This window comes from Sphingopyxis sp. (genome assembly GCF_019459305.1).
Taxonomy (GTDB): domain Bacteria; phylum Pseudomonadota; class Alphaproteobacteria; order Sphingomonadales; family Sphingomonadaceae; genus Sphingopyxis.
This window is the reverse complement of sequence record NZ_JAIBES010000002.1, coordinates 15816-31704: the sequence shown is the minus strand read 5'-3', so window position 1 is coordinate 31704 and position 15889 is coordinate 15816. Positions and strand designations below refer to the sequence as shown.

23 protein-coding genes and 1 pseudogene are annotated in these 15889 nt (G+C 64.2%); 21 read left to right on the top strand and 3 right to left on the bottom strand.

The features are described from left to right. Positions 1 to 237 precede the first annotated feature (237 nt). From K0M74_RS00225 to K0M74_RS00130, 20 genes and pseudogenes are all read left to right on the top strand, one after another. The gene (locus tag K0M74_RS00225) at positions 238 to 933 is read left to right on the top strand and encodes a TetR/AcrR family transcriptional regulator (RefSeq protein ID WP_293966806.1); all 696 of its coding nucleotides are present in this window, start codon (positions 238 to 240) and stop codon (positions 931 to 933) included. A gap of 71 nt (positions 934 to 1004) precedes the next feature. Further along, a complete protein-coding gene (locus tag K0M74_RS00220; protein WP_293966805.1) occupies positions 1005 to 1454 on the top strand; it encodes a VOC family protein in 450 nt (149 codons plus the stop codon). A gap of 71 nt (positions 1455 to 1525) precedes the next feature. Beyond that, a complete protein-coding gene (locus K0M74_RS00215; protein ID WP_293966804.1) occupies positions 1526 to 1744 on the top strand; it encodes a DUF4287 domain-containing protein in 219 nt (72 codons plus the stop codon). A gap of 28 nt (positions 1745 to 1772) precedes the next feature. After that, positions 1773 to 2756, top strand: a complete 984-nt coding sequence (locus K0M74_RS00210) for an alpha/beta hydrolase (protein ID WP_293966803.1) — start codon at positions 1773 to 1775, stop codon at positions 2754 to 2756. Between the two features lie 26 nt (positions 2757 to 2782). Next, positions 2783 to 3451 (top strand): glutathione S-transferase family protein, encoded by a 669-nt coding sequence (locus K0M74_RS00205; RefSeq protein WP_293966802.1) that lies wholly within the window; start codon positions 2783 to 2785, stop codon positions 3449 to 3451. 28 nt (positions 3452 to 3479) lie between these two features. After that, a pseudogene (locus K0M74_RS00200) lies at positions 3480 to 3827 on the top strand (DUF1428 family protein); the annotation flags it as partial. Positions 3828 to 3845: 18 nt separating this feature from the next. Next, complete coding sequence (locus K0M74_RS00195; RefSeq protein WP_293966810.1) at positions 3846 to 4199, top strand: DUF1428 domain-containing protein; 354 nt, start codon at positions 3846 to 3848, stop codon at positions 4197 to 4199. 155 nt (positions 4200 to 4354) lie between these two features. Beyond that, entirely contained in the window at positions 4355 to 4654 is a 300-nt protein-coding gene (locus K0M74_RS00190; protein ID WP_293966800.1) for a hypothetical protein, read from the top strand. Positions 4655 to 4688: 34 nt separating this feature from the next. Then, positions 4689 to 5483 carry a VOC family protein gene (locus K0M74_RS00185; protein WP_293966798.1) on the top strand — a complete coding sequence of 265 codons (795 nt, stop codon included), beginning with the start codon at positions 4689 to 4691 and terminating at the stop codon, positions 5481 to 5483. A 16-nt stretch (positions 5484 to 5499) separates the two neighbouring features. Beyond that, positions 5500 to 5916: a VOC family protein gene (locus tag K0M74_RS00180; protein ID WP_293966797.1), complete on the top strand. Its 417-nt coding sequence runs from the start codon at positions 5500 to 5502 to the stop codon at positions 5914 to 5916. Continuing rightward, the gene (locus tag K0M74_RS00175; RefSeq protein ID WP_293966795.1) at positions 5913 to 6395 is read left to right on the top strand and encodes a VOC family protein; all 483 of its coding nucleotides are present in this window, start codon (positions 5913 to 5915) and stop codon (positions 6393 to 6395) included. The genes K0M74_RS00180 and K0M74_RS00175 overlap by 4 nt, the downstream gene beginning before the upstream one ends. Positions 6396 to 6398: 3 nt before the next feature. Beyond that, positions 6399 to 7052 carry a glutathione S-transferase family protein gene (locus K0M74_RS00170; protein ID WP_293966793.1) on the top strand — a complete coding sequence of 218 codons (654 nt, stop codon included), beginning with the start codon at positions 6399 to 6401 and terminating at the stop codon, positions 7050 to 7052. A gap of 87 nt (positions 7053 to 7139) precedes the next feature. Continuing rightward, the gene (locus K0M74_RS00165; RefSeq protein WP_293966791.1) at positions 7140 to 7919 is read left to right on the top strand and encodes an alpha/beta hydrolase; all 780 of its coding nucleotides are present in this window, start codon (positions 7140 to 7142) and stop codon (positions 7917 to 7919) included. 123 nt (positions 7920 to 8042) lie between these two features. After that, positions 8043 to 8378 (top strand): hypothetical protein, encoded by a 336-nt coding sequence (locus K0M74_RS00160; RefSeq protein ID WP_293966789.1) that lies wholly within the window; start codon positions 8043 to 8045, stop codon positions 8376 to 8378. A gap of 101 nt (positions 8379 to 8479) precedes the next feature. Beyond that, on the top strand, positions 8480 to 8614 hold the full coding sequence (rpmH, locus tag K0M74_RS00155) for a 50S ribosomal protein L34 (RefSeq protein WP_039570342.1): 135 nt from the start codon (positions 8480 to 8482) through the stop codon (positions 8612 to 8614). A gap of 29 nt (positions 8615 to 8643) precedes the next feature. Next, entirely contained in the window at positions 8644 to 8982 is a 339-nt protein-coding gene (gene rnpA / locus K0M74_RS00150; protein ID WP_293966788.1) for a ribonuclease P protein component, read from the top strand. Positions 8983 to 9093: 111 nt separating this feature from the next. After that, positions 9094 to 9306, top strand: coding sequence for a membrane protein insertion efficiency factor YidD (yidD, locus tag K0M74_RS00145; protein ID WP_088440130.1), 213 nt, complete (start codon positions 9094 to 9096; stop codon positions 9304 to 9306). A 46-nt stretch (positions 9307 to 9352) separates the two neighbouring features. After that, positions 9353 to 11107 (top strand): membrane protein insertase YidC, encoded by a 1755-nt coding sequence (yidC, locus tag K0M74_RS00140; RefSeq protein ID WP_293966785.1) that lies wholly within the window; start codon positions 9353 to 9355, stop codon positions 11105 to 11107. Beyond that, on the top strand, positions 11104 to 11763 hold the full coding sequence (yihA, locus tag K0M74_RS00135) for a ribosome biogenesis GTP-binding protein YihA/YsxC (protein WP_293966783.1): 660 nt from the start codon (positions 11104 to 11106) through the stop codon (positions 11761 to 11763). Before yidC ends, yihA begins: the two co-directional genes overlap by 4 nt. A 177-nt stretch (positions 11764 to 11940) precedes the next feature. Next, on the top strand, positions 11941 to 12612 hold the full coding sequence (locus K0M74_RS00130; RefSeq protein ID WP_293966781.1) for a glutathione S-transferase family protein: 672 nt from the start codon (positions 11941 to 11943) through the stop codon (positions 12610 to 12612). Here K0M74_RS00130 and K0M74_RS00125 read toward each other — a convergent pair. Together K0M74_RS00125 and K0M74_RS00120 are read right to left on the bottom strand one after the other, a co-directional pair. Beyond that, positions 12609 to 13229: a LysE family translocator gene (locus tag K0M74_RS00125; protein WP_293966779.1), complete on the bottom strand. Its 621-nt coding sequence runs from the start codon at positions 13227 to 13229 to the stop codon at positions 12609 to 12611. The two genes, K0M74_RS00130 and K0M74_RS00125, sit on opposite strands and share 4 nt — an antisense overlap. After that, positions 13226 to 13693 (bottom strand): cupin domain-containing protein, encoded by a 468-nt coding sequence (locus K0M74_RS00120; protein WP_293966776.1) that lies wholly within the window; start codon positions 13691 to 13693, stop codon positions 13226 to 13228. Before K0M74_RS00120 ends, K0M74_RS00125 begins: the two co-directional genes overlap by 4 nt. Positions 13694 to 13951: 258 nt before the next feature. Here K0M74_RS00120 and dapE point away from each other — a divergent pair, with 258 nt between their 5' ends. Beyond that, the gene (dapE, locus tag K0M74_RS00115) at positions 13952 to 15094 is read left to right on the top strand and encodes a succinyl-diaminopimelate desuccinylase (RefSeq protein ID WP_293966774.1); all 1143 of its coding nucleotides are present in this window, start codon (positions 13952 to 13954) and stop codon (positions 15092 to 15094) included. A 214-nt stretch (positions 15095 to 15308) separates the two neighbouring features. Here the strand turns inward: dapE and K0M74_RS00110 are convergent, their stop codons facing one another. Next, a complete protein-coding gene (locus K0M74_RS00110; protein WP_293966773.1) occupies positions 15309 to 15887 on the bottom strand; it encodes a Smr/MutS family protein in 579 nt (192 codons plus the stop codon). Between the last annotated feature and the right edge of the window lie 2 nt (positions 15888 to 15889).

Below are 15889 nucleotides of genomic sequence, written 5' to 3'. Positions count from 1 at the left end.
CCCCCCCCCCCCCCCCCCCCCGCCTCAAGCCCCGCATAGGCGACGGTGAATTCGATCGCGATCATCGATGTTCCTTTTTTGTTCTTTTGCCTTTTGGCGGCAAAGTGGGGCGCGGTCGAGTCGCCTTTTGTACCGGTTGGGATGTTGGCTCAAAGCCCCCGCGAAGGCGGGAGTGCCACGTGGCGTAGGGCTACTTCGTGGTTTGACAACATACCAACCAGTCGGTATGTCAATTGCATGGACCCGAATCAGCCCGCTTCGACCCCCGAGTCCCGCCGTTCCGCCATTGCGGTGGCAGGCGTAGGGGCCGGTATCGCCGCGCTGCGTGCGCCGCGGCGCAGCGCGCGTGCGGCGTTGATTGCCGCAGCGCACAGCACGGTGCGCAAGCAGGGCTATGCCGCAACAACGGTCGATCAGATTTGCGCCGCAGCGGGGGTGACGAAGGGCGCCTTCTTTCATCATTTCGCGTCGAAGGAAGCACTGGCGGTCGCCGCGGCCGAGGCGTGGACCGAGCGCGCGCGGCCGATGTTCGAAATGCCGCCGCACACAAAACTGGATGATCCTCTCGCGCGGCTGATCGGCCATATCGATTTCCGCTTTGCAATGCTCGACGGCCCGGTCGAGGAATTCACCTGTTTCGTCGGCACGATGGTGCAGGAAGCCTTTGCGACGAGCGACGCGATCCGCACCGCATGCGAGGCGAGCATCAACGCCTATTGCGCGGCGCTGACCCCAGACATCGAAGCGACGATGGCACGCTATGGCGCCCCCGAAGATGTCACCGCGCTCGGGCTGGCACAGCATATCCAGGCGGTGCTGCAAGGCAGCTTCATCCTGGCCAAAACCACGAACGATCCGGCGATTGCGCGGGAGAGCGTCACCCACCTGAAGCGTTATATCGGCATGTTGTTCGCACCCCCCGGCGCACCATGACGCGGCAGGTAATTGCCCCCGAGGCGCCGCCGCGCTGACGTGCCCCAAACTACCCCCCAAGGAGAGAGACGATGCCTCAGATGATTTTTGTGAACCTGCCGGTGACCGACCTTGCCCGGTCGCAGGCCTTCTATGAAGCGGTCGGCGCGGTCAACAACCCCGCCTTCACCGACGACACAGCCGCGTGCATGATCGTCGCCGAAGGGTCGATCCACGTCATGCTGCTGACGCATGAAAAATGGGCAACCTTCACGTCAAAGGCGATCCCCGACGCGCATACGTCGGCGCAGGTACTGCTCTGCGTGTCCGCCGACAGCCGCGCCGAAGTCGATGCGCAGGTTGCCAAGGCGACCGCCGCGGGCGGCAAGGCCGACCCGACCCCGACCCAGGAATATGGCGACTTCATGTACGGTCGCAGCTTCGAAGATCCCGACGGCCATATCTGGGAAGTGATGTGGATGGACCCCGCCGCGATCCCCGCCGCGATCCCCGCCGGTGAGCCTGCCAAAGCCACTGCCTGACCGAACCGCGGAGGGGAACGGACGGCCACCCTTGCAACGGCCGCCGTTCCCCTCCCGCCAGGAGACCGACGATGAGTTTCCAGTCCTATCTCGACAATGTCGAGGCCAAGACCGGCAAGTCGGCCGCCGACCTGAAGGCGCTGGCGATCGAAAGGGGCCTAGCCGACGACAGCGGCCTCGCGCCGGGGGTCAAGTCCGGTGCGGTGATCGACTGGCTCAAGGGTGATTTCGACCTGGGCCACGGCCACGCGATGTCGATCGTCGCGTTTATCAAAGGGAAGCGGGCCTAGAGGCCGCGCCAATCCAAGAGGACATATCATGGCAGCCTTTCCTCCCCTCCAGATTTTCCGACGCCGCCATCCGGGCGTCGCCGCTGCACTTGCCCTGCTAGGCAGCGCCGCCATCGTCGCGGCGATTCCCGAGCCCGCGAACGCCCAACAGCCCGCCACCGCGACAGCGTCCGCAAGCGCCGCCAAAACGGGTTATGCCGAGGTCAATGGCCTGCGCCTCGCTTATGCGGTGCATGGCGATCTGGCGTCGAAGCAGACGCCGTTGCTGGTGCTGCATGGTGCCTTCATGTCGGGCGAGGCGATGGCGCCGTTCGTCACCCCCTTTGCCGCATCGCGCCCTGTCATCACGATCGACGCGCGCGGCCACGGCCGCACCGGAAAGGTTCGCGGCGCGCTGAGTTACGACCAGATGGCCGACGATGCCGTCGCAGTGCTGGCGTCGCTGGGCATCACGCGCGCCGATGTGCTGGGATATTCGATGGGCGGCAGCACGGCGATTGCGATGGCGGTGCGCCACCGCGGCCGCGTCGGCAAACAGGTGATCATATCGGGCGCCGCCAGCCTCGACGGCTGGATTCCGCAAGTGTTGGCGGGCATCGCACAGATGACCCCCGAAATGTTCGCCGGCACCCCGATGGAAACCGAGTATAAAAGGCTGTCGCCCACTCCCGACGCCTTTCCCGACCTGGTCGCGGCGATCAAGCACATCGATGCGACGCCATTTGCCTATAGTGACGCCCAGTTGCGGGCGATTCCGGGCAAGACCATGGTCATATTGGGCGATGCCGATGGCGTCACCTTTGACCATGCGATCAAACTGTTCAAGCTGCGCGGCGGCGGCGACATCGCGACCGCGACGCAGGGTTTCATGACCGCCGCCCCCAAGGCGCGCCTGTCGATTCTGCCCGCGACATCGCACATCGGCGTCATGGCCGAGGCGCCGACGATCGCGGCGCAAGTGATCTCCTTTCTGGACGATGCCACGCCGCCGATGCCCGCCGGTTTTTTCTGAGCCCCTGCCCCCCAAGGAGAGAGAATATGCCCGTCAATCCTGAAGCCGATATCGAAATCATCGCATTCGACTGGGTTCCCGATTTCGCGCGCGGCTTTGTCCGCGACCTGCGTCCGCGCTGGGCGTGCGAGGAGCTGGGGATCGATTATGCCGAGAAACTGATCAGCGCGGTCGATCGCCCCGCCGATCATTATAAACTGCAACCATGGGGGCAGGTGCCGGTGATGCGCGACGGCGACATCACCTTGTTCGAAAGCGGCGCGATCATGCTGCATCTGGCGGCGAAGGATGCGCGGTTGCTGCCGACCGGTGCGCAGAGCCGCGCCGACGCCACCGCCTGGGTGTTCGCGGCGCTGAACAGCGTCGAGCCGATGATGTTCGAGCTGGGCAATGTCGATATTTTTTCGAAGGACGAGGAATGGGCGATGCTGCGCCGTCCCGGCCTGATCGACTTCATCCGCACCCGGTTTGGCCGCCTGTCCGATGCGCTGGTGGACAAGAACTATCTGCTCGGCGATTTCAGCATCGCCGACATCGCGATGGCGACGGTGCTGCGCGAAGGCGTCGAGGCGGGACTTATCGCCGAATATCCGCGGCTGGCCGCCTATCTCGATCGCTGCACGGGCCGTCCGGCGTTCCAGCGCGCGATGGATGCGCAGCTGGCATCATTCAAAGAAGAGCCAGTTACGGCCTGAATTTCCTACCCCCCTAAGGAGAGACAAGATGACTTATGTTGAAGGATTTGTCGTGGCGGTGCCGACCGCCAACAAGGAAGCGTATCGCAAACATGCCGCCGACGCCGTCCCCCTGTTCAAAGAATTCGGCGTAGCGCGGATGGTCGAGGCGTGGGGCGACGATGTGCCCGACGGCAAGGTCAACGACCTGAAATGCGCGGTGCAGGCGAAGGACGACGAAACCGTCGTGTTCAGCTGGTTCGAATATCCCGACAAGGCCACCCGCGACGCGGCGAACGAAAAGATGATGAGCGACCCGCGGATGCAGAGCATGGGCGAAGCGATGCCGTTCGACGCGAAACGGATGATCATCGGCGGCTTTGATCCGATCGTCGATGACCGCGCTAGCGGCGCGATGGGTTATGCCGATGGCTATGTTGTGCCCGTCCCCGACGGCAACAAGGACGCCTATCGCGCGCTGGCCGAAAAGGCATCGCAGGTGTTCCGCGACCATGGCGCAACGCGCGTCGTCGAGGCGTGGGGCGACGATGTCCCCGACGGCAAGGTGACCGATTATGCCCGTGCGGTGCACAAGCAGAACGGCGAGACCGTGGTGTTCAGCTGGGTCGAATGGCCGAGCAAAGAAGCGCGCGTCGCGGGCTGGGAAAAGGTGATGGCCGACGAACGGATGCAGCCCGATGGCAGCGAAGTTCCGTTCGACGGCACACGCATGATCTATGGCGGCTTCGCGCCGATCGTGGAGGCGTGACGCCAAATCCTCCCTGCGGCGCAGCCATGGGGAGGTGGCAGCCCGGAGGGCTGACGGAGGAGCCATGGCGCGACGTTGCGGCCCCTCCACCACCGCTTCGCGGCGGTCCCCCTCCCCATCGCTTCGCGACAGGGAGGATCGAGAGGAGAAGTCGGGTGACGAAAACCATCGAACGCGTCGAAATGTTGAGCATTTCAAGCCCCGGCCATGTCGTGCGCGTCGACAAGGCGAAATATGACGCGATGAAAGCCGCGCTGCTTGCGGTCGTGCCACAACAGGCGCCGGGGCTGACCGTCGCCGAGGTCAAGACCGGGGTGCTGCCGCGCCTGCCGGATGATCTGTTTCCCGGCGGCGCGAAAGCGGGCTGGTGGCTGAAAGGTGTCCAGCTCGACCTGGAAGCGCGCGGCGTCATCGCGCGCGAAAATGTGAAGCCGCTGCGGCTGCATAAAATCTGACGAACGCGGTTCCCTTTTTCCGAGGAGGCAGACGATGAGCAAGCCCGCCAATATCATCTGGTACGAACTGATGACCCCCGATCCCGCCGGCGCCGCCACCTTTTATGGCGCGGTAGTTGGCTGGACGATCGCCAGCCACGCCGATCCAGCGGTCGGGGGAATGGATTACCGCATGATCGGGCGCAGCGACGGCGGCAATGCCGGCGGGGTGCTCGCGCTGAACGCCGATATGCTTGCCGGTGGCGCACGGCCGCTCTGGATCGGTTACCTTGAGGTCGACGATGTCGACGCCGCGGTCGACGCGATCAAGGCCGATGGCGGTGCGGTGCAGATACCCGCGACCGACTTGCCCGTCGGGCGCATCGCGATGGTCACCGACCCGCAAGGCGCGCCTTTTTACATCATGGACCCGATCCCGCCCCTGGGCGCGCCGGAGGGGACAAGCGATGTGTTTTCGATGACCGAGCCGCAGCGCATCCGCTGGAACGAGCTGGCGACGTCGGACCCCGACGCCGCGGTGGCTTTCTACACCAAGCATTTCGGCTGGGGACAGGAGGGCGAAATGCCGATGGGCGAACTCGGCGCCTACCGGTTCATCCAGCGTGGCGAGGTCGGCATCGGCGCGGTGATGCCGCTGATGGAGGGCATGCCGGGATCGATGTGGTCCTATTATATCGGGGTCGACAACATCGACCGCGCCCACGCCGCGGTGACCGCCAATGGCGGCACGATCACCAGTGAACCGATGGAAATCCCCGGCGGAGAATATGCGTTGAACGCGATCGACCCGCAGGGCGCGCATGTCGGCTTTGTCGGACCACGCAATTAGAACGAGGAGAGAGACGATGGACAATCAGGGACCGACGAGCGGGCTGACCCCGCATATCGCGATTGCCGACAAGCGCGCCAGCGACGCGATCGATTTTTACATCAAGGCATTCGGCGCCACCGAAAATATGCGGATGCCCGCCGACGACGGGGTGCGGTTGATGCACGCGCATCTGACGATCAACGGCGCGTCGCTGATGATGCACGATGAATTTCCCGAATATGTCAGCGAGCCGTCGGGGAAACCCGATGGCGTGACGCTGCACTTACATGTCGACGATGCCGACGCCTGGTTCGACCGCGCGGTCGCGGCGGGTGCGACGGTGGTCATGCCGATCGACAATATGTTCTGGGGCGACCGCTATGGCCAGATCAAGGATCCGTTCGGGCATCAATGGTCGATCGGCGCGCCGATCAAGGGAGAAACGACATGAGCAAGGCTGCAATGACCCTGTGCCTATGGTACGAAGGCGATGCCGAAGAAGCCGCCAGTTTCTATGCCAACACCTTTGCCGACAGCCATGTCGGAGCGGTCCACCGTTCGCCCACCGACACCCCCGGCGGCAAGGAAGGCGATGTACTGACGGTCGAATTCACGCTGCTCGGCGCTCCGTGCCTCGGACTCAACGGACCGCCGATCTTCAAGCATAGCGAAGCCTTTTCTTTCGTCGTCCACACCGACACGCAGGAAGAAACCGACCGATTGTGGGATGCGATCACCGGCAATGGCGGCACCGAAAGCGTGTGCGGGTGGTGCAAGGATAAATGGGGGGTGTCGTGGCAGATCACCCCGCGCGTCCTGCTCGAAGCGACGACCAATTCCGACAAGGCGGTCGCCAAGCGTGCGTTCGACGCGATGATGACGATGAAAAAGATCGACATCGCGGCGATCGAAGCTGCGGTGCGGGGCTGAGCGATGCTGACCCTCTATGCCCACCCCTTTTCATCCTACAGCTGGAAGGCGCAGATCGCCCTGGACGAAAAGGGCATCGAATTCGACTATCGCAATGTCGACCCTGAATTTCCACAGCATAGCAAGCAACTGCAAGCGCTGTGGCCGGTGGGGAAATTTCCGCTGCTCGTCGATGGCGACCGAACCTTGTTCGAAACGTCGATCATCATCGAATATCTCGACCGCGTGCAGCCCGAACCGCGGCTGATCCCCGCGGACCTTGATGCGGCGCTGCGGGTGCGGCAGCTGGACCGCATTTTCGACCTGCATGTGATGGCGGTGATGCAGGACATCGTGAACGACCGCATCCGCGGGCCGGAGGGACATGCGCCGATGATCGTCGACAAGGCACGGGCAGCGCTCGATACCATCTATGGCTGGCTCGACATGCAATTGGCGGGCGGCGGCTGGGCGACGCCCGACGGCTTCACGCTGGCCGACTGCGCCGCGGCGCCGTCGCTGTTCTACGCCGACTGGGTGCATGACATTCCGGCGCATTTTGCCAATCTGCGCGCCTATCGCGCGCGGCTGCTCGCGCATCCGTCGGTCGCGCGGTCGGTCGATGGCGCGCGCCCCTACCGCCACTATTTTCCCGGCGGCGCCCCCGACCGCGATTGACGCGGTAAGCGTCCCGCAATGGGGTTAACGCGGCGCTGACGTTGCCGCTTTGCGTTTTGGCAAGCGTGCGGGCGCGACAGCGGGGGCGTGGCTTCACCGATCGCCCTCGCCCGCACCCTGTTGGTCGCGCTTTGCGCGGCGGTGCTGGCGTTCGCGCCGGTGCAGGCGCAGCAGGGCCTGACCGTCTCGACGACGGTGAGCTGGACTTGGGAAGAGGTCGGCGGCGATGACCACGCCGCAGTCTTCGACGACGAGGCCGCGTTGTTCGATGACGACCCGCTGGCCGAGGACGCCGACATGGCGGCGACGCGGCGCTATGCACCGAGCGAGACCTTGGCAACGCTGGGCCGAGCCCGGGCGCATTACGGTCCCTTTGCCGTGATCGACGCGGCCACGGTGCGCATGGCGGGCGACGTGACGTCGGCGACGCCGCGCCAGTTTGCGGCGATGCTGGCCGCCTTTCCGGGGCTCAAGCGGCTGGAGATGGTGGACTGCCCCGGCAGCCTCGACGAGGAAGCGAACCTGATATTGGCGCGCGCGATCCGCCGCGCGGGAATGGAAACCGTCGTCCCGAGTGGCGGTTCGGTGCGGTCGGGTGCGGTGGAGCTTTGGCTCGCCGGCACCACCCGCCGCGCCGCTTCGGACGCCGAATTCGGCGTCCATAGCTGGGCCGACGACACGGGGCGCGAGGCGAATGATTACGCCGCCAGCGACCCGGTGCATGCCGAATATCTCGGCTATTACCGCGAGATGGGGATGGACGACGCTAAGGCGCGCGCCTTTTACGCGCTGACCAACAGCACCCCGTTCGACGAGGTGCGCTACCTGACCCGCGACGATATGGCGCGATTCGTCACGCTGCATTAATGCCCGTCGCCCCCGCCAAGGCGGGGGCCGTTGGTCGCCTTGTACTACGCTGATAGCGGTCCCGCCTTCCCGGGGGCGACGAGATTGTTGCAACCGCCCGCCTTGCTCCCCACATCGGCCTTCATGGCGAAACGCAGCCTTTACCAGCGATTGCGGTCGACCGCGCAGGTGCGGCTCGCGCTGTTCATTCTGGGCGTGCTGCTAATCCTGATTTCGCCAATCATCGGGGTGCTTCCCGGCCCCGGCTTTCTGATCCTGTTCCCCGTCGGGCTGATGCTGTGCCTGCAGAACAGCGCGTGGGCGAAGCGCATCTATGTCCGCTTCAAACGACGCCATCCGCGCTATGCCGCCTGGACCGACCGGGTGATGCGGCGGACCAGCGCAGCGCGGCGGCGCGCGCGCGACGCGCTGATCGCCGCCGATGGCGAAGCGCTGGAAAACCGCCGCGATGCCAATTGACTTTCCGCCGACTCTCGCTTATCCGCGCCTCCATCAGTGGCCGCCCACGTTTGGCGGCCCTTTTCTGTTAGAGCCTTGCAAGAGATTTAGGGACAACCGCGATGAAGCGTACCTTTCAACCGAGCAACCTCGTGCGCGCCCGTCGCCACGGTTTCCGCGCCCGCAAGGCGACGGTCGGCGGTCGCAAGATTCTCGCCAACCGCCGCGCTCAGGGCCGCAAGAAGCTGTCGGCCTGACCGCTGACGCTTCTGCGCCAGTGAAACTGGTGCGAACGCTTTCAAAACGCAGCGAATTTCTGGCCGCCAATCGCGGCCTTCGCTTTCCCATGCCCGGCTTTGTCCTGCTCGTCCGCCAGCGCGACGATGCCGACGACGCAATGGGCATTGGCTATACCGTCAGCAAGAAAGTCGGCAACGCCGTCACCCGCAACCGGATGAAACGCCGGCTGCGCGAACTGTGCCGTGCGGCGCTGCCCGAATCGGGGATTTCGGGCGCCGACCATGTGCTGATCGGGCGCCCTGGCGGTAACGACATCGTCTTTGCCGAGCTGGGCGAGCAGCTCAATTCGGCGTTGACGCGTGCCGCGAAGAAATTGGCGCGATGAAGGCCTGTCCTGCATTGTTTCGCCGGTGTACCGTTTCGGAATGACCGCCTCGCCTGCCCCGTCCCGAATGCGAATTGCGGGTGAAGTTGCGCAGTTTTCCGGGCTTCCGGCATGATCGCCCGGCTGCTCATCCTGATCGCGCGCGGGTGGCAGATCGGGCCGTCGCGCATCCTGCCGCCGACCTGCCGCTATTCACCCTCGTGCAGCGCCTATGCCATCACCGCGCTGTCACGCTATGGTGCGATCAAGGGTGGCTGGCTGGCGACAAAGCGGCTATTGCGCTGCCATCCTTGGGGCGGGCATGGCCATGATCCGGTGCCGTAGCTGCCGTTTTCCCCGACATTTTTGAGACGAAGAGAGACCGTAGAGCGTGGACGACAAGCGTAATCTGATCGCGGCAATCTTGTTGTCGGTGGCCATCTTGCTGGGCTGGAACTTCGTCTCGGCACAGTTTTTCCCGACCCCAGCCAAGCCCGATGTGACGACGACTGTCGCCGGCGCCAATGGCACGCCCGCCGCCACCCCGACGGCACAGGGCCAGCCGAGCGCGCTGCCCACCGCCACGGCCCCCGCTGCCCCCGCGACGCAGGCGATCCGCCCGGTCGAGGCCGCGCTGGCCGAGGGTAACCGCGTGCCGATCGAAACCCCCGCCCTGGCCGGATCGATCAACCTGGTCGGCGCGCGTATCGACGACATCACGCTGACCAAATATCGCCAGACGATCAAAAAGGATTCGCCGCCGGTGCGCCTGTTCGCGCCGGGCGGCACCAAGGCGGCCTATTTCGCCAGCATCGGCTGGTCGGCGCAGGGCGTCACGGTGCCGAATGCGAGCACCTTGTGGACCGCGACCGGCAGCAAGCTGACCCCGACGTCGCCCGTGACGCTGAGCTGGGCGAACACGACCGGCCAGACGTTCCGCATCGAATATAGCATCGACGCGAATTATCTGATCACCGCCAAACAGACGATCGCCAACAGCGGCGCCGCGCCAGTGAGCGCGAGCAGCTTTGCACTGATCGACCGGCTGGGCAAACCGACCGATCCGCATGAGGTCGACAGCTGGACGATCCACGTCGGCCCGACCGGCTATCTCGACGGCAAGTCAGTGTTCGACACCGATTATGACGATCTTGAGGAAGCGCCGAACCGCACCGTGCGCTACAATGCCGCGGGCTGGCTGGGCTTTACCGATAAATATTGGCTGGCGGCGATCGTTCCGGCGAAGGGCGAGCGCGTCACCGCGGCGATCAGTTCGCCGAGCGCAAATAATTACCAGACGCTGTTTGCGCGCGACTTTGCGCAGGTCGGCCCGGGCCAGCAGATCACGACCACCAGCCGCATCTTTGCCGGTGCCAAGGAAGTCGAGGTTCTCGAAAGCTATCAGGACAAGCTAGGCATCACCCGTTTGTCGAACGCGATCGACTGGGGCTGGTTCGAATTTTTCGCGGTGCCGATCTTCAAGTTGCTGCACTGGCTGTTCCTGCAGGTCGGCAATTTCGGCGTCGCGATCATGGCGCTGACGCTGATCATCCGCCTGCTGATGTTCCCGATCGCCAACCGGCAATTCTCGTCGATGGCGCAAATGCGCGTCGTCCAGCCGAAGATGAAAGCGCTGCAGGAACGCTTCAAGGACGACAAGCCCAAGATGCAGCAGGAGCTGATGAAGCTCTATAAGGACGAAAAAATCAATCCGCTGGCGGGCTGTCTGCCGATCCTGATCCAGATCCCGATTTTCTATGCGCTGTACAAGGTGCTGATGCTGGCGATCGAAATGCGCCACCAGCCGTTCATCCTGTGGATCAAGGATCTGTCGGCGCCCGATCCGCTGCACATCCTCAATCTGTTCGGCCTGCTGCCCTTTACCCCGCCGTCGATTCTGGCGATCGGCGTGATGGCGGTGATCCTGGGCGTGACGATGTGGTTGCAGTTCCGCCTGAATCCCGCCCCGGCCGACCCGGTGCAGGCGCAGGTGTTCAAGATCATGCCATGGCTGTTCATGTTCATCATGGCGCCGTTCGCCGCGGGCCTGCTGCTCTACTGGATCACCAATAATATCCTGTCGATCGCGCAGCAGCAGTGGATGTACCGCAAGTTCCCGGCGCTGAAGGCGCAGGCGGCGACGTGAGCGATATCGATCTGGAACCCGGCGCGGATCCGGAACGGGCGGAACGCGCGCGCAAACTGTTTTCGGGACCGATCGCCTTCCTGAAATCGGCGCCGGCGCTCGAACATCTGCCGCCGCCGAGCATGCCCGAGATTGCCTTTGCGGGCCGATCGAACGTCGGCAAATCGTCGCTGCTCAACGCACTGACCAACCGCAACGGGCTGGCGCGCACGTCGGTGACCCCGGGGCGGACGCAGGAGCTCAATTACTTCGACGTCGGCGAACCTTTGGTGTTCCGGCTGGTCGATATGCCTGGCTATGGCTTTGCCAAGGCGCCGAAGGATGTCGTCAAGAAATGGCGATACCTGATCAACGATTATCTGCGCGGGCGCGCGGTGTTGAAGCGCACTTTGGTGCTGATCGACAGCCGTCACGGATTGAAGGATGTCGACCGCGAGTTCCTCGAAATGCTCGACACCGCCGCGGTCAGCTATCGCATCGTGCTGACCAAGGCTGACAAGATCAAAGCCAGCGAGCTGGCCGCGGTCCACACCGCGACCGAGGCCGAAGCGCGCAAACATGCCGCGGCGCATCCCGAGGTGATTGTAACGTCCTCGGAGAAGGGCTTGGGGATTGCCGAGCTGCGTACGGCGGTGCTGGAGGCGGTGGAGGTTTGACTTTCGCTCCTCTCCCCTTGAGGGAGGGGATAGTGAAGGTTCGACCGACGAAGCCGGGCCTACCGCAACTTGGTGAGGGCAGGGACGCCAGCGTCGCCCCTCACCCAGCTTCGACTAGGCAGCAGGCTGCCAAGTCTTCGCAACCCTCTCCCTCCGAGAGGGAAAAAGGGAGACCCCATGAAACTGTTCATCGGCAACAAGGCCTATTCCAGTTGGAGCCTGCGTGGCTGGCTCGCCGCCAAGCATAGCGGCCTCCCGTTCGAAGAAATCACCGTCCCGCTCTATGACGAGGAATGGAACCAACGCCGCGAGGGTGACGAATTTGCGCCGTCGGGCGGCAAAGTGCCGATCCTGTGGGACGGCGACGACATCGTCGTGTGGGACAGTCTGGCGATTATCGACTATCTCAGTGAAAAGACCGGCGGGACGAAGGGATATTGGCCGGACAATGTGGCGGCGCGCGCGATGGCGCGGTCGATGGCGGCCGAAATGCATTCGAGCTTTGCCGCGCTGCGCCGCAATCACAGCATGAATATCCGCCGCATCTATCCCGCCGCGCCGCTGCTGCCCGAAGTGCAGGCCGATGTCGTCCGCATCCTGCAAATCTGGGCCGAAGCGCGGGCCCGGTTCGGCGGCGAGGGCGATTATCTGTTCGGCGACTGGTCGGCCGCCGACATGATGTTCGCGCCGGTGGTCACCCGCTTCATCACTTACTCAATCCCGCTGCCCCCCTTTGCGCTGGCCTATATGCAGGCAGTGATCAGCCACACGTGCATGCAGGAATGGATCGGCGGCGCACAAGCCGAGGACTGGATTATCGAGAAGTTCGAGGGCACGCCGCCAGCCTAACGCCCCGCCGACACCGCGAACCAGATCGCTATCCCGACCATCGCGAGCGCCAGCAGGCGCCGGATCGTCCGCGTGCGCGCCGGATCGCTCAGCCATCCCCCGATCCGGCTGGCACCAAGGACAATCGCCAGATGGACGGCCGTGGCGATGACAATGCTGATCAAAGCAAGCGCGAAGGCCACCGCGAAGCCCGGTATCTCCCCGCCATTGAATTGGGGAATGACGACGACAAAAAAGAGCATCGCTTTTGGATTGAGCAAATTTACCGTCAGGCCCGACAGGAAATGTCGTTGCGATCGGCTGGGACCGCCAAGGATCACGGGCGAATTTTCGCCTGCATCGTGCCAGCTTTGCCAGGCCAGCCACAATAGAAAGATCGCACCACCCCAGCGCAGCGCCTGAGCCAGCGCCACACTTTCGGCAACGATGTAAGCGATACCGAGCGCAGCAGCCAGCGCGTTCACGAAGAGGCCGATGGCAACCCCCGCTGTTGCCGCCAGCCCCGACCGGCGCCCTTCGCCCAGCGACAAAGCCGCGAGCCACGCCATGTTCGGACCGGGGGTCAATTCGATCAACAGAAGCGCCACCGCGAAACCAAGCCAGTCGGCGGTGCTCATGGAATCCGCGATGTCGGATAGGGCGTACCATCCTTGTGGAAATAGCCATCCGGTCCGAACAGCATGTCGATGTCCGAATAGCCGCCGCCGGTGTCGTACTTCTTGCCGCCACCGAGCGCGACAAACACGCAGTCGGCGTCCGATTCATTGATCAGATGATGGCCGTTGGTGCTGCCCTTGGGCCACACCGCGATATCGCCGGGGCGCATCGGCCAGCGGCCGTCGTCTTCGATCAGGGTCGCTTCGCCCGAAATCATCACCAGCATCTCGTCCTCGCCATCGTGCCAGTGGCGCTGCGACGACCAGGCGCCGGGTTTCAGCACAACGTGGCTGGCGGCGAAATCGCTGAGGCCGGTCGCGGGGGCAAGGCGGCGGTACCAGCGGCCCTGCACCGGCGCGTCATAGGGGGCGGGATAGCCGGTAGTGTTGGTTTGCGGGATGGTGGCGAGGTCGAGTTTGGGCATGGGGTCGATTCCTGTTGCGGCGAGGATGGGTGCCGATTCAGCTTCTTTTGTTTCGCACAAAGACACGAAGACACGAAGAGGGCAGGCAATGGCCATTGATCGCAGTTTGTCAGCGCAGACGACATCGAAAATACGCTGCGCGCCAAGAACTAGAGCCAAGGCCGCGATACTGCTCGGCCCCTTCGTGTTTTTGTGCCTTGGTGCGAACCCTTTTCTATCGGCTCGACTTCGCGCAGCGTCGGCGGGTAAAGGGCAACCATGACCATGCACATCGACCCCGTTGAACTGGCGCAGGCGCTGATTGCCGCGCCCTCCGTCACCCCAGCCACCGGCGCCGTGTTCGACGTGCTGGAGGCGGCGCTCATTCCGCTGGGCTTTACGGTTGAGCGCTATATCGACGGGATCGAGCCCGATGGGCCGGTCGAAAATTTGCTCGCAGTGCGGACCGGCTCAGGACCAAAACATTTCGGTTTTGCCGGGCATCTCGACGTCGTGCCGCCGGGTGTGGGCTGGACCGGCGACGCCTTTGCCCCCGAAATCCGCGGCGATCTTCTCTATGGCCGCGGCGCGGTCGACATGAAGGGGTCGATTGCGGCTTTCGTCGCCGCCGCCGCCGCGACTCCGGTCGAGGCGGGGACAATCAGCCTGATCATCACCGGCGACGAGGAAGGGCCAGCGATTTTCGGCACCCGCGCGCTGATGGAGCATATGGCGGGACGCGGGATCGTGCCCGACATGATCGTCGTCGGCGAACCGACGTCGGTGAACCGGCTGGGCGACATGGTGAAGATCGGGCGGCGCGGGTCGGTCAATATCTGGATCGACGTGCCGGGGACGCAGGGGCATGTCGCCTATCCGCACCTGGCCGACAATCCGATCCCCAAGCTGGTCAAGATTTTGGCGGCGATCGATGCAATGGTGCTCGACACCGGCAACGAATGGTTCCAGCCGTCGAATATCGAATTTACCGATATCGAGGTCGGCAACGGCGCGACCAATGTCATCCCCGCGTCGGCGCGCGCGCGGCTGTCGATCCGCTTCAACGATCGGCATCGCGGCGCCGATCTGGTGGCAATGATCGACCGCATTGCGCATGGCGTGGAGCCCGCCGCGAAGGTGCTTGGCAAGATTTCGGGCGAAGCATTCCTGACTCCGCCGGGAGAATTGTCGGGGCTGGTCGCCGAGGCGATCCATGCCGAGACCGACGTTGTGGCGGAGATGTCGACGACCGGTGGTACATCGGACGCGCGCTTCCTGCACGCGCTGTGTCCCGTGGTCGAATTCGGACTGACCAATGCGACGATGCACAAGCTGGATGAAGCGGTGGCGGTGGCGGATCTGCACAAGCTGATGGCGATTTACCGAGGGGTGTTGATGCGGGCGCTGGTGGGCAGAATCTGATTTCGCGCAAAGGCGCGAAGGCGCCAAGAAGATAATCTCACACAAAGACAAAAAGAGGGCAGGCAGACCTGGCGGCGGAGGCTTGTCACCGCACGCGCTCTTGAAAAAGGCGCTTCGCGTGATCCTCACCCAGCCACGCGGGTGTAAACCGCCTTCTTGTGTCTTTGCGTGAAACCCTCTTTTCTTCTTCGCGCCTTCGCGCCTTTGCGTGCGATCAATCTTCTTTTGCCCGCCGCAGGATCACATAGACCGCGCCCGCGCCGCCATGGCTGATATGCGCGGGGCGCAGCGCGACGATCTGGTCGGCGTGGGACGAATAAGCGAGCCAGTCGGGCAACGATGCGCGGATCGCGCCGCGCGGACGCGGGTCGCCGTGCATCTGCGGCAGGCGGTCGGCGCCGGGGCGGAGACGTCCCGCGACCACGAGCAATACGCGCGCGCCTCGGATCAGCGCGCGGCTGATCGCATCGTCGAGCAGCGTCTGCGCCGACGCCAGCGTATGCCCGTGCAGGTCGATGCTAAGGTCGGGGCGCACCAGTCCCTTGCGCAGCCGCCGGTCCCAATGGCCGTCGAGCGTCGCGGCACTGTGGGTGCGGCGTGGCGGTGGTAGCGGCGCAGCAGCACTCGGTAGCGCGGCGGCGCGCGGCGCGGTGCTGCGCGGGGTCGGCTGCGGAGGGCGGATCGTCGGCGGGGCAACGGGCGCGAGCGGGGCGTTCGGCTTCGTCAGCGGCTTGACCGTCGCCGCGACCTTTTTCCACAGCGCACTTTCGTCGGGATCAAGCCGCCGCGCCATCG

Coding starts and splice junctions, on each gene's coding strand:
- K0M74_RS00175 (WP_293966795.1), top strand. CDS start 5,913: ATGAGCAAGGCTGCAATGACCCTGTGCCTATGGTACGAAGGCGATGCC.
- K0M74_RS00120 (WP_293966776.1), bottom strand. CDS start 13,693: ATGCCCAAACTCGACCTCGCCACCATCCCGCAAACCAACACTACCGGC.
- K0M74_RS00225 (WP_293966806.1), top strand. CDS start 238: ATGGACCCGAATCAGCCCGCTTCGACCCCCGAGTCCCGCCGTTCCGCC.
- K0M74_RS00215 (WP_293966804.1), top strand. CDS start 1,526: ATGAGTTTCCAGTCCTATCTCGACAATGTCGAGGCCAAGACCGGCAAG.
- K0M74_RS00130 (WP_293966781.1), top strand. CDS start 11,941: ATGAAACTGTTCATCGGCAACAAGGCCTATTCCAGTTGGAGCCTGCGT.
- K0M74_RS00125 (WP_293966779.1), bottom strand. CDS start 13,229: ATGAGCACCGCCGACTGGCTTGGTTTCGCGGTGGCGCTTCTGTTGATC.
- dapE (WP_293966774.1), top strand. CDS start 13,952: ATGACCATGCACATCGACCCCGTTGAACTGGCGCAGGCGCTGATTGCC.
- K0M74_RS00160 (WP_293966789.1), top strand. CDS start 8,043: ATGGCGAAACGCAGCCTTTACCAGCGATTGCGGTCGACCGCGCAGGTG.
- rpmH (WP_039570342.1), top strand. CDS start 8,480: ATGAAGCGTACCTTTCAACCGAGCAACCTCGTGCGCGCCCGTCGCCAC.
- K0M74_RS00185 (WP_293966798.1), top strand. CDS start 4,689: ATGAGCAAGCCCGCCAATATCATCTGGTACGAACTGATGACCCCCGAT.
- K0M74_RS00210 (WP_293966803.1), top strand. CDS start 1,773: ATGGCAGCCTTTCCTCCCCTCCAGATTTTCCGACGCCGCCATCCGGGC.
- K0M74_RS00170 (WP_293966793.1), top strand. CDS start 6,399: ATGCTGACCCTCTATGCCCACCCCTTTTCATCCTACAGCTGGAAGGCG.
- yidD (WP_088440130.1), top strand. CDS start 9,094: ATGATCGCCCGGCTGCTCATCCTGATCGCGCGCGGGTGGCAGATCGGG.
- K0M74_RS00180 (WP_293966797.1), top strand. CDS start 5,500: ATGGACAATCAGGGACCGACGAGCGGGCTGACCCCGCATATCGCGATT.
- K0M74_RS00195 (WP_293966810.1), top strand. CDS start 3,846: ATGGGTTATGCCGATGGCTATGTTGTGCCCGTCCCCGACGGCAACAAG.
- K0M74_RS00220 (WP_293966805.1), top strand. CDS start 1,005: ATGCCTCAGATGATTTTTGTGAACCTGCCGGTGACCGACCTTGCCCGG.
- K0M74_RS00205 (WP_293966802.1), top strand. CDS start 2,783: ATGCCCGTCAATCCTGAAGCCGATATCGAAATCATCGCATTCGACTGG.
- K0M74_RS00110 (WP_293966773.1), bottom strand. CDS start 15,887: ATGGCGCGGCGGCTTGATCCCGACGAAAGTGCGCTGTGGAAAAAGGTC.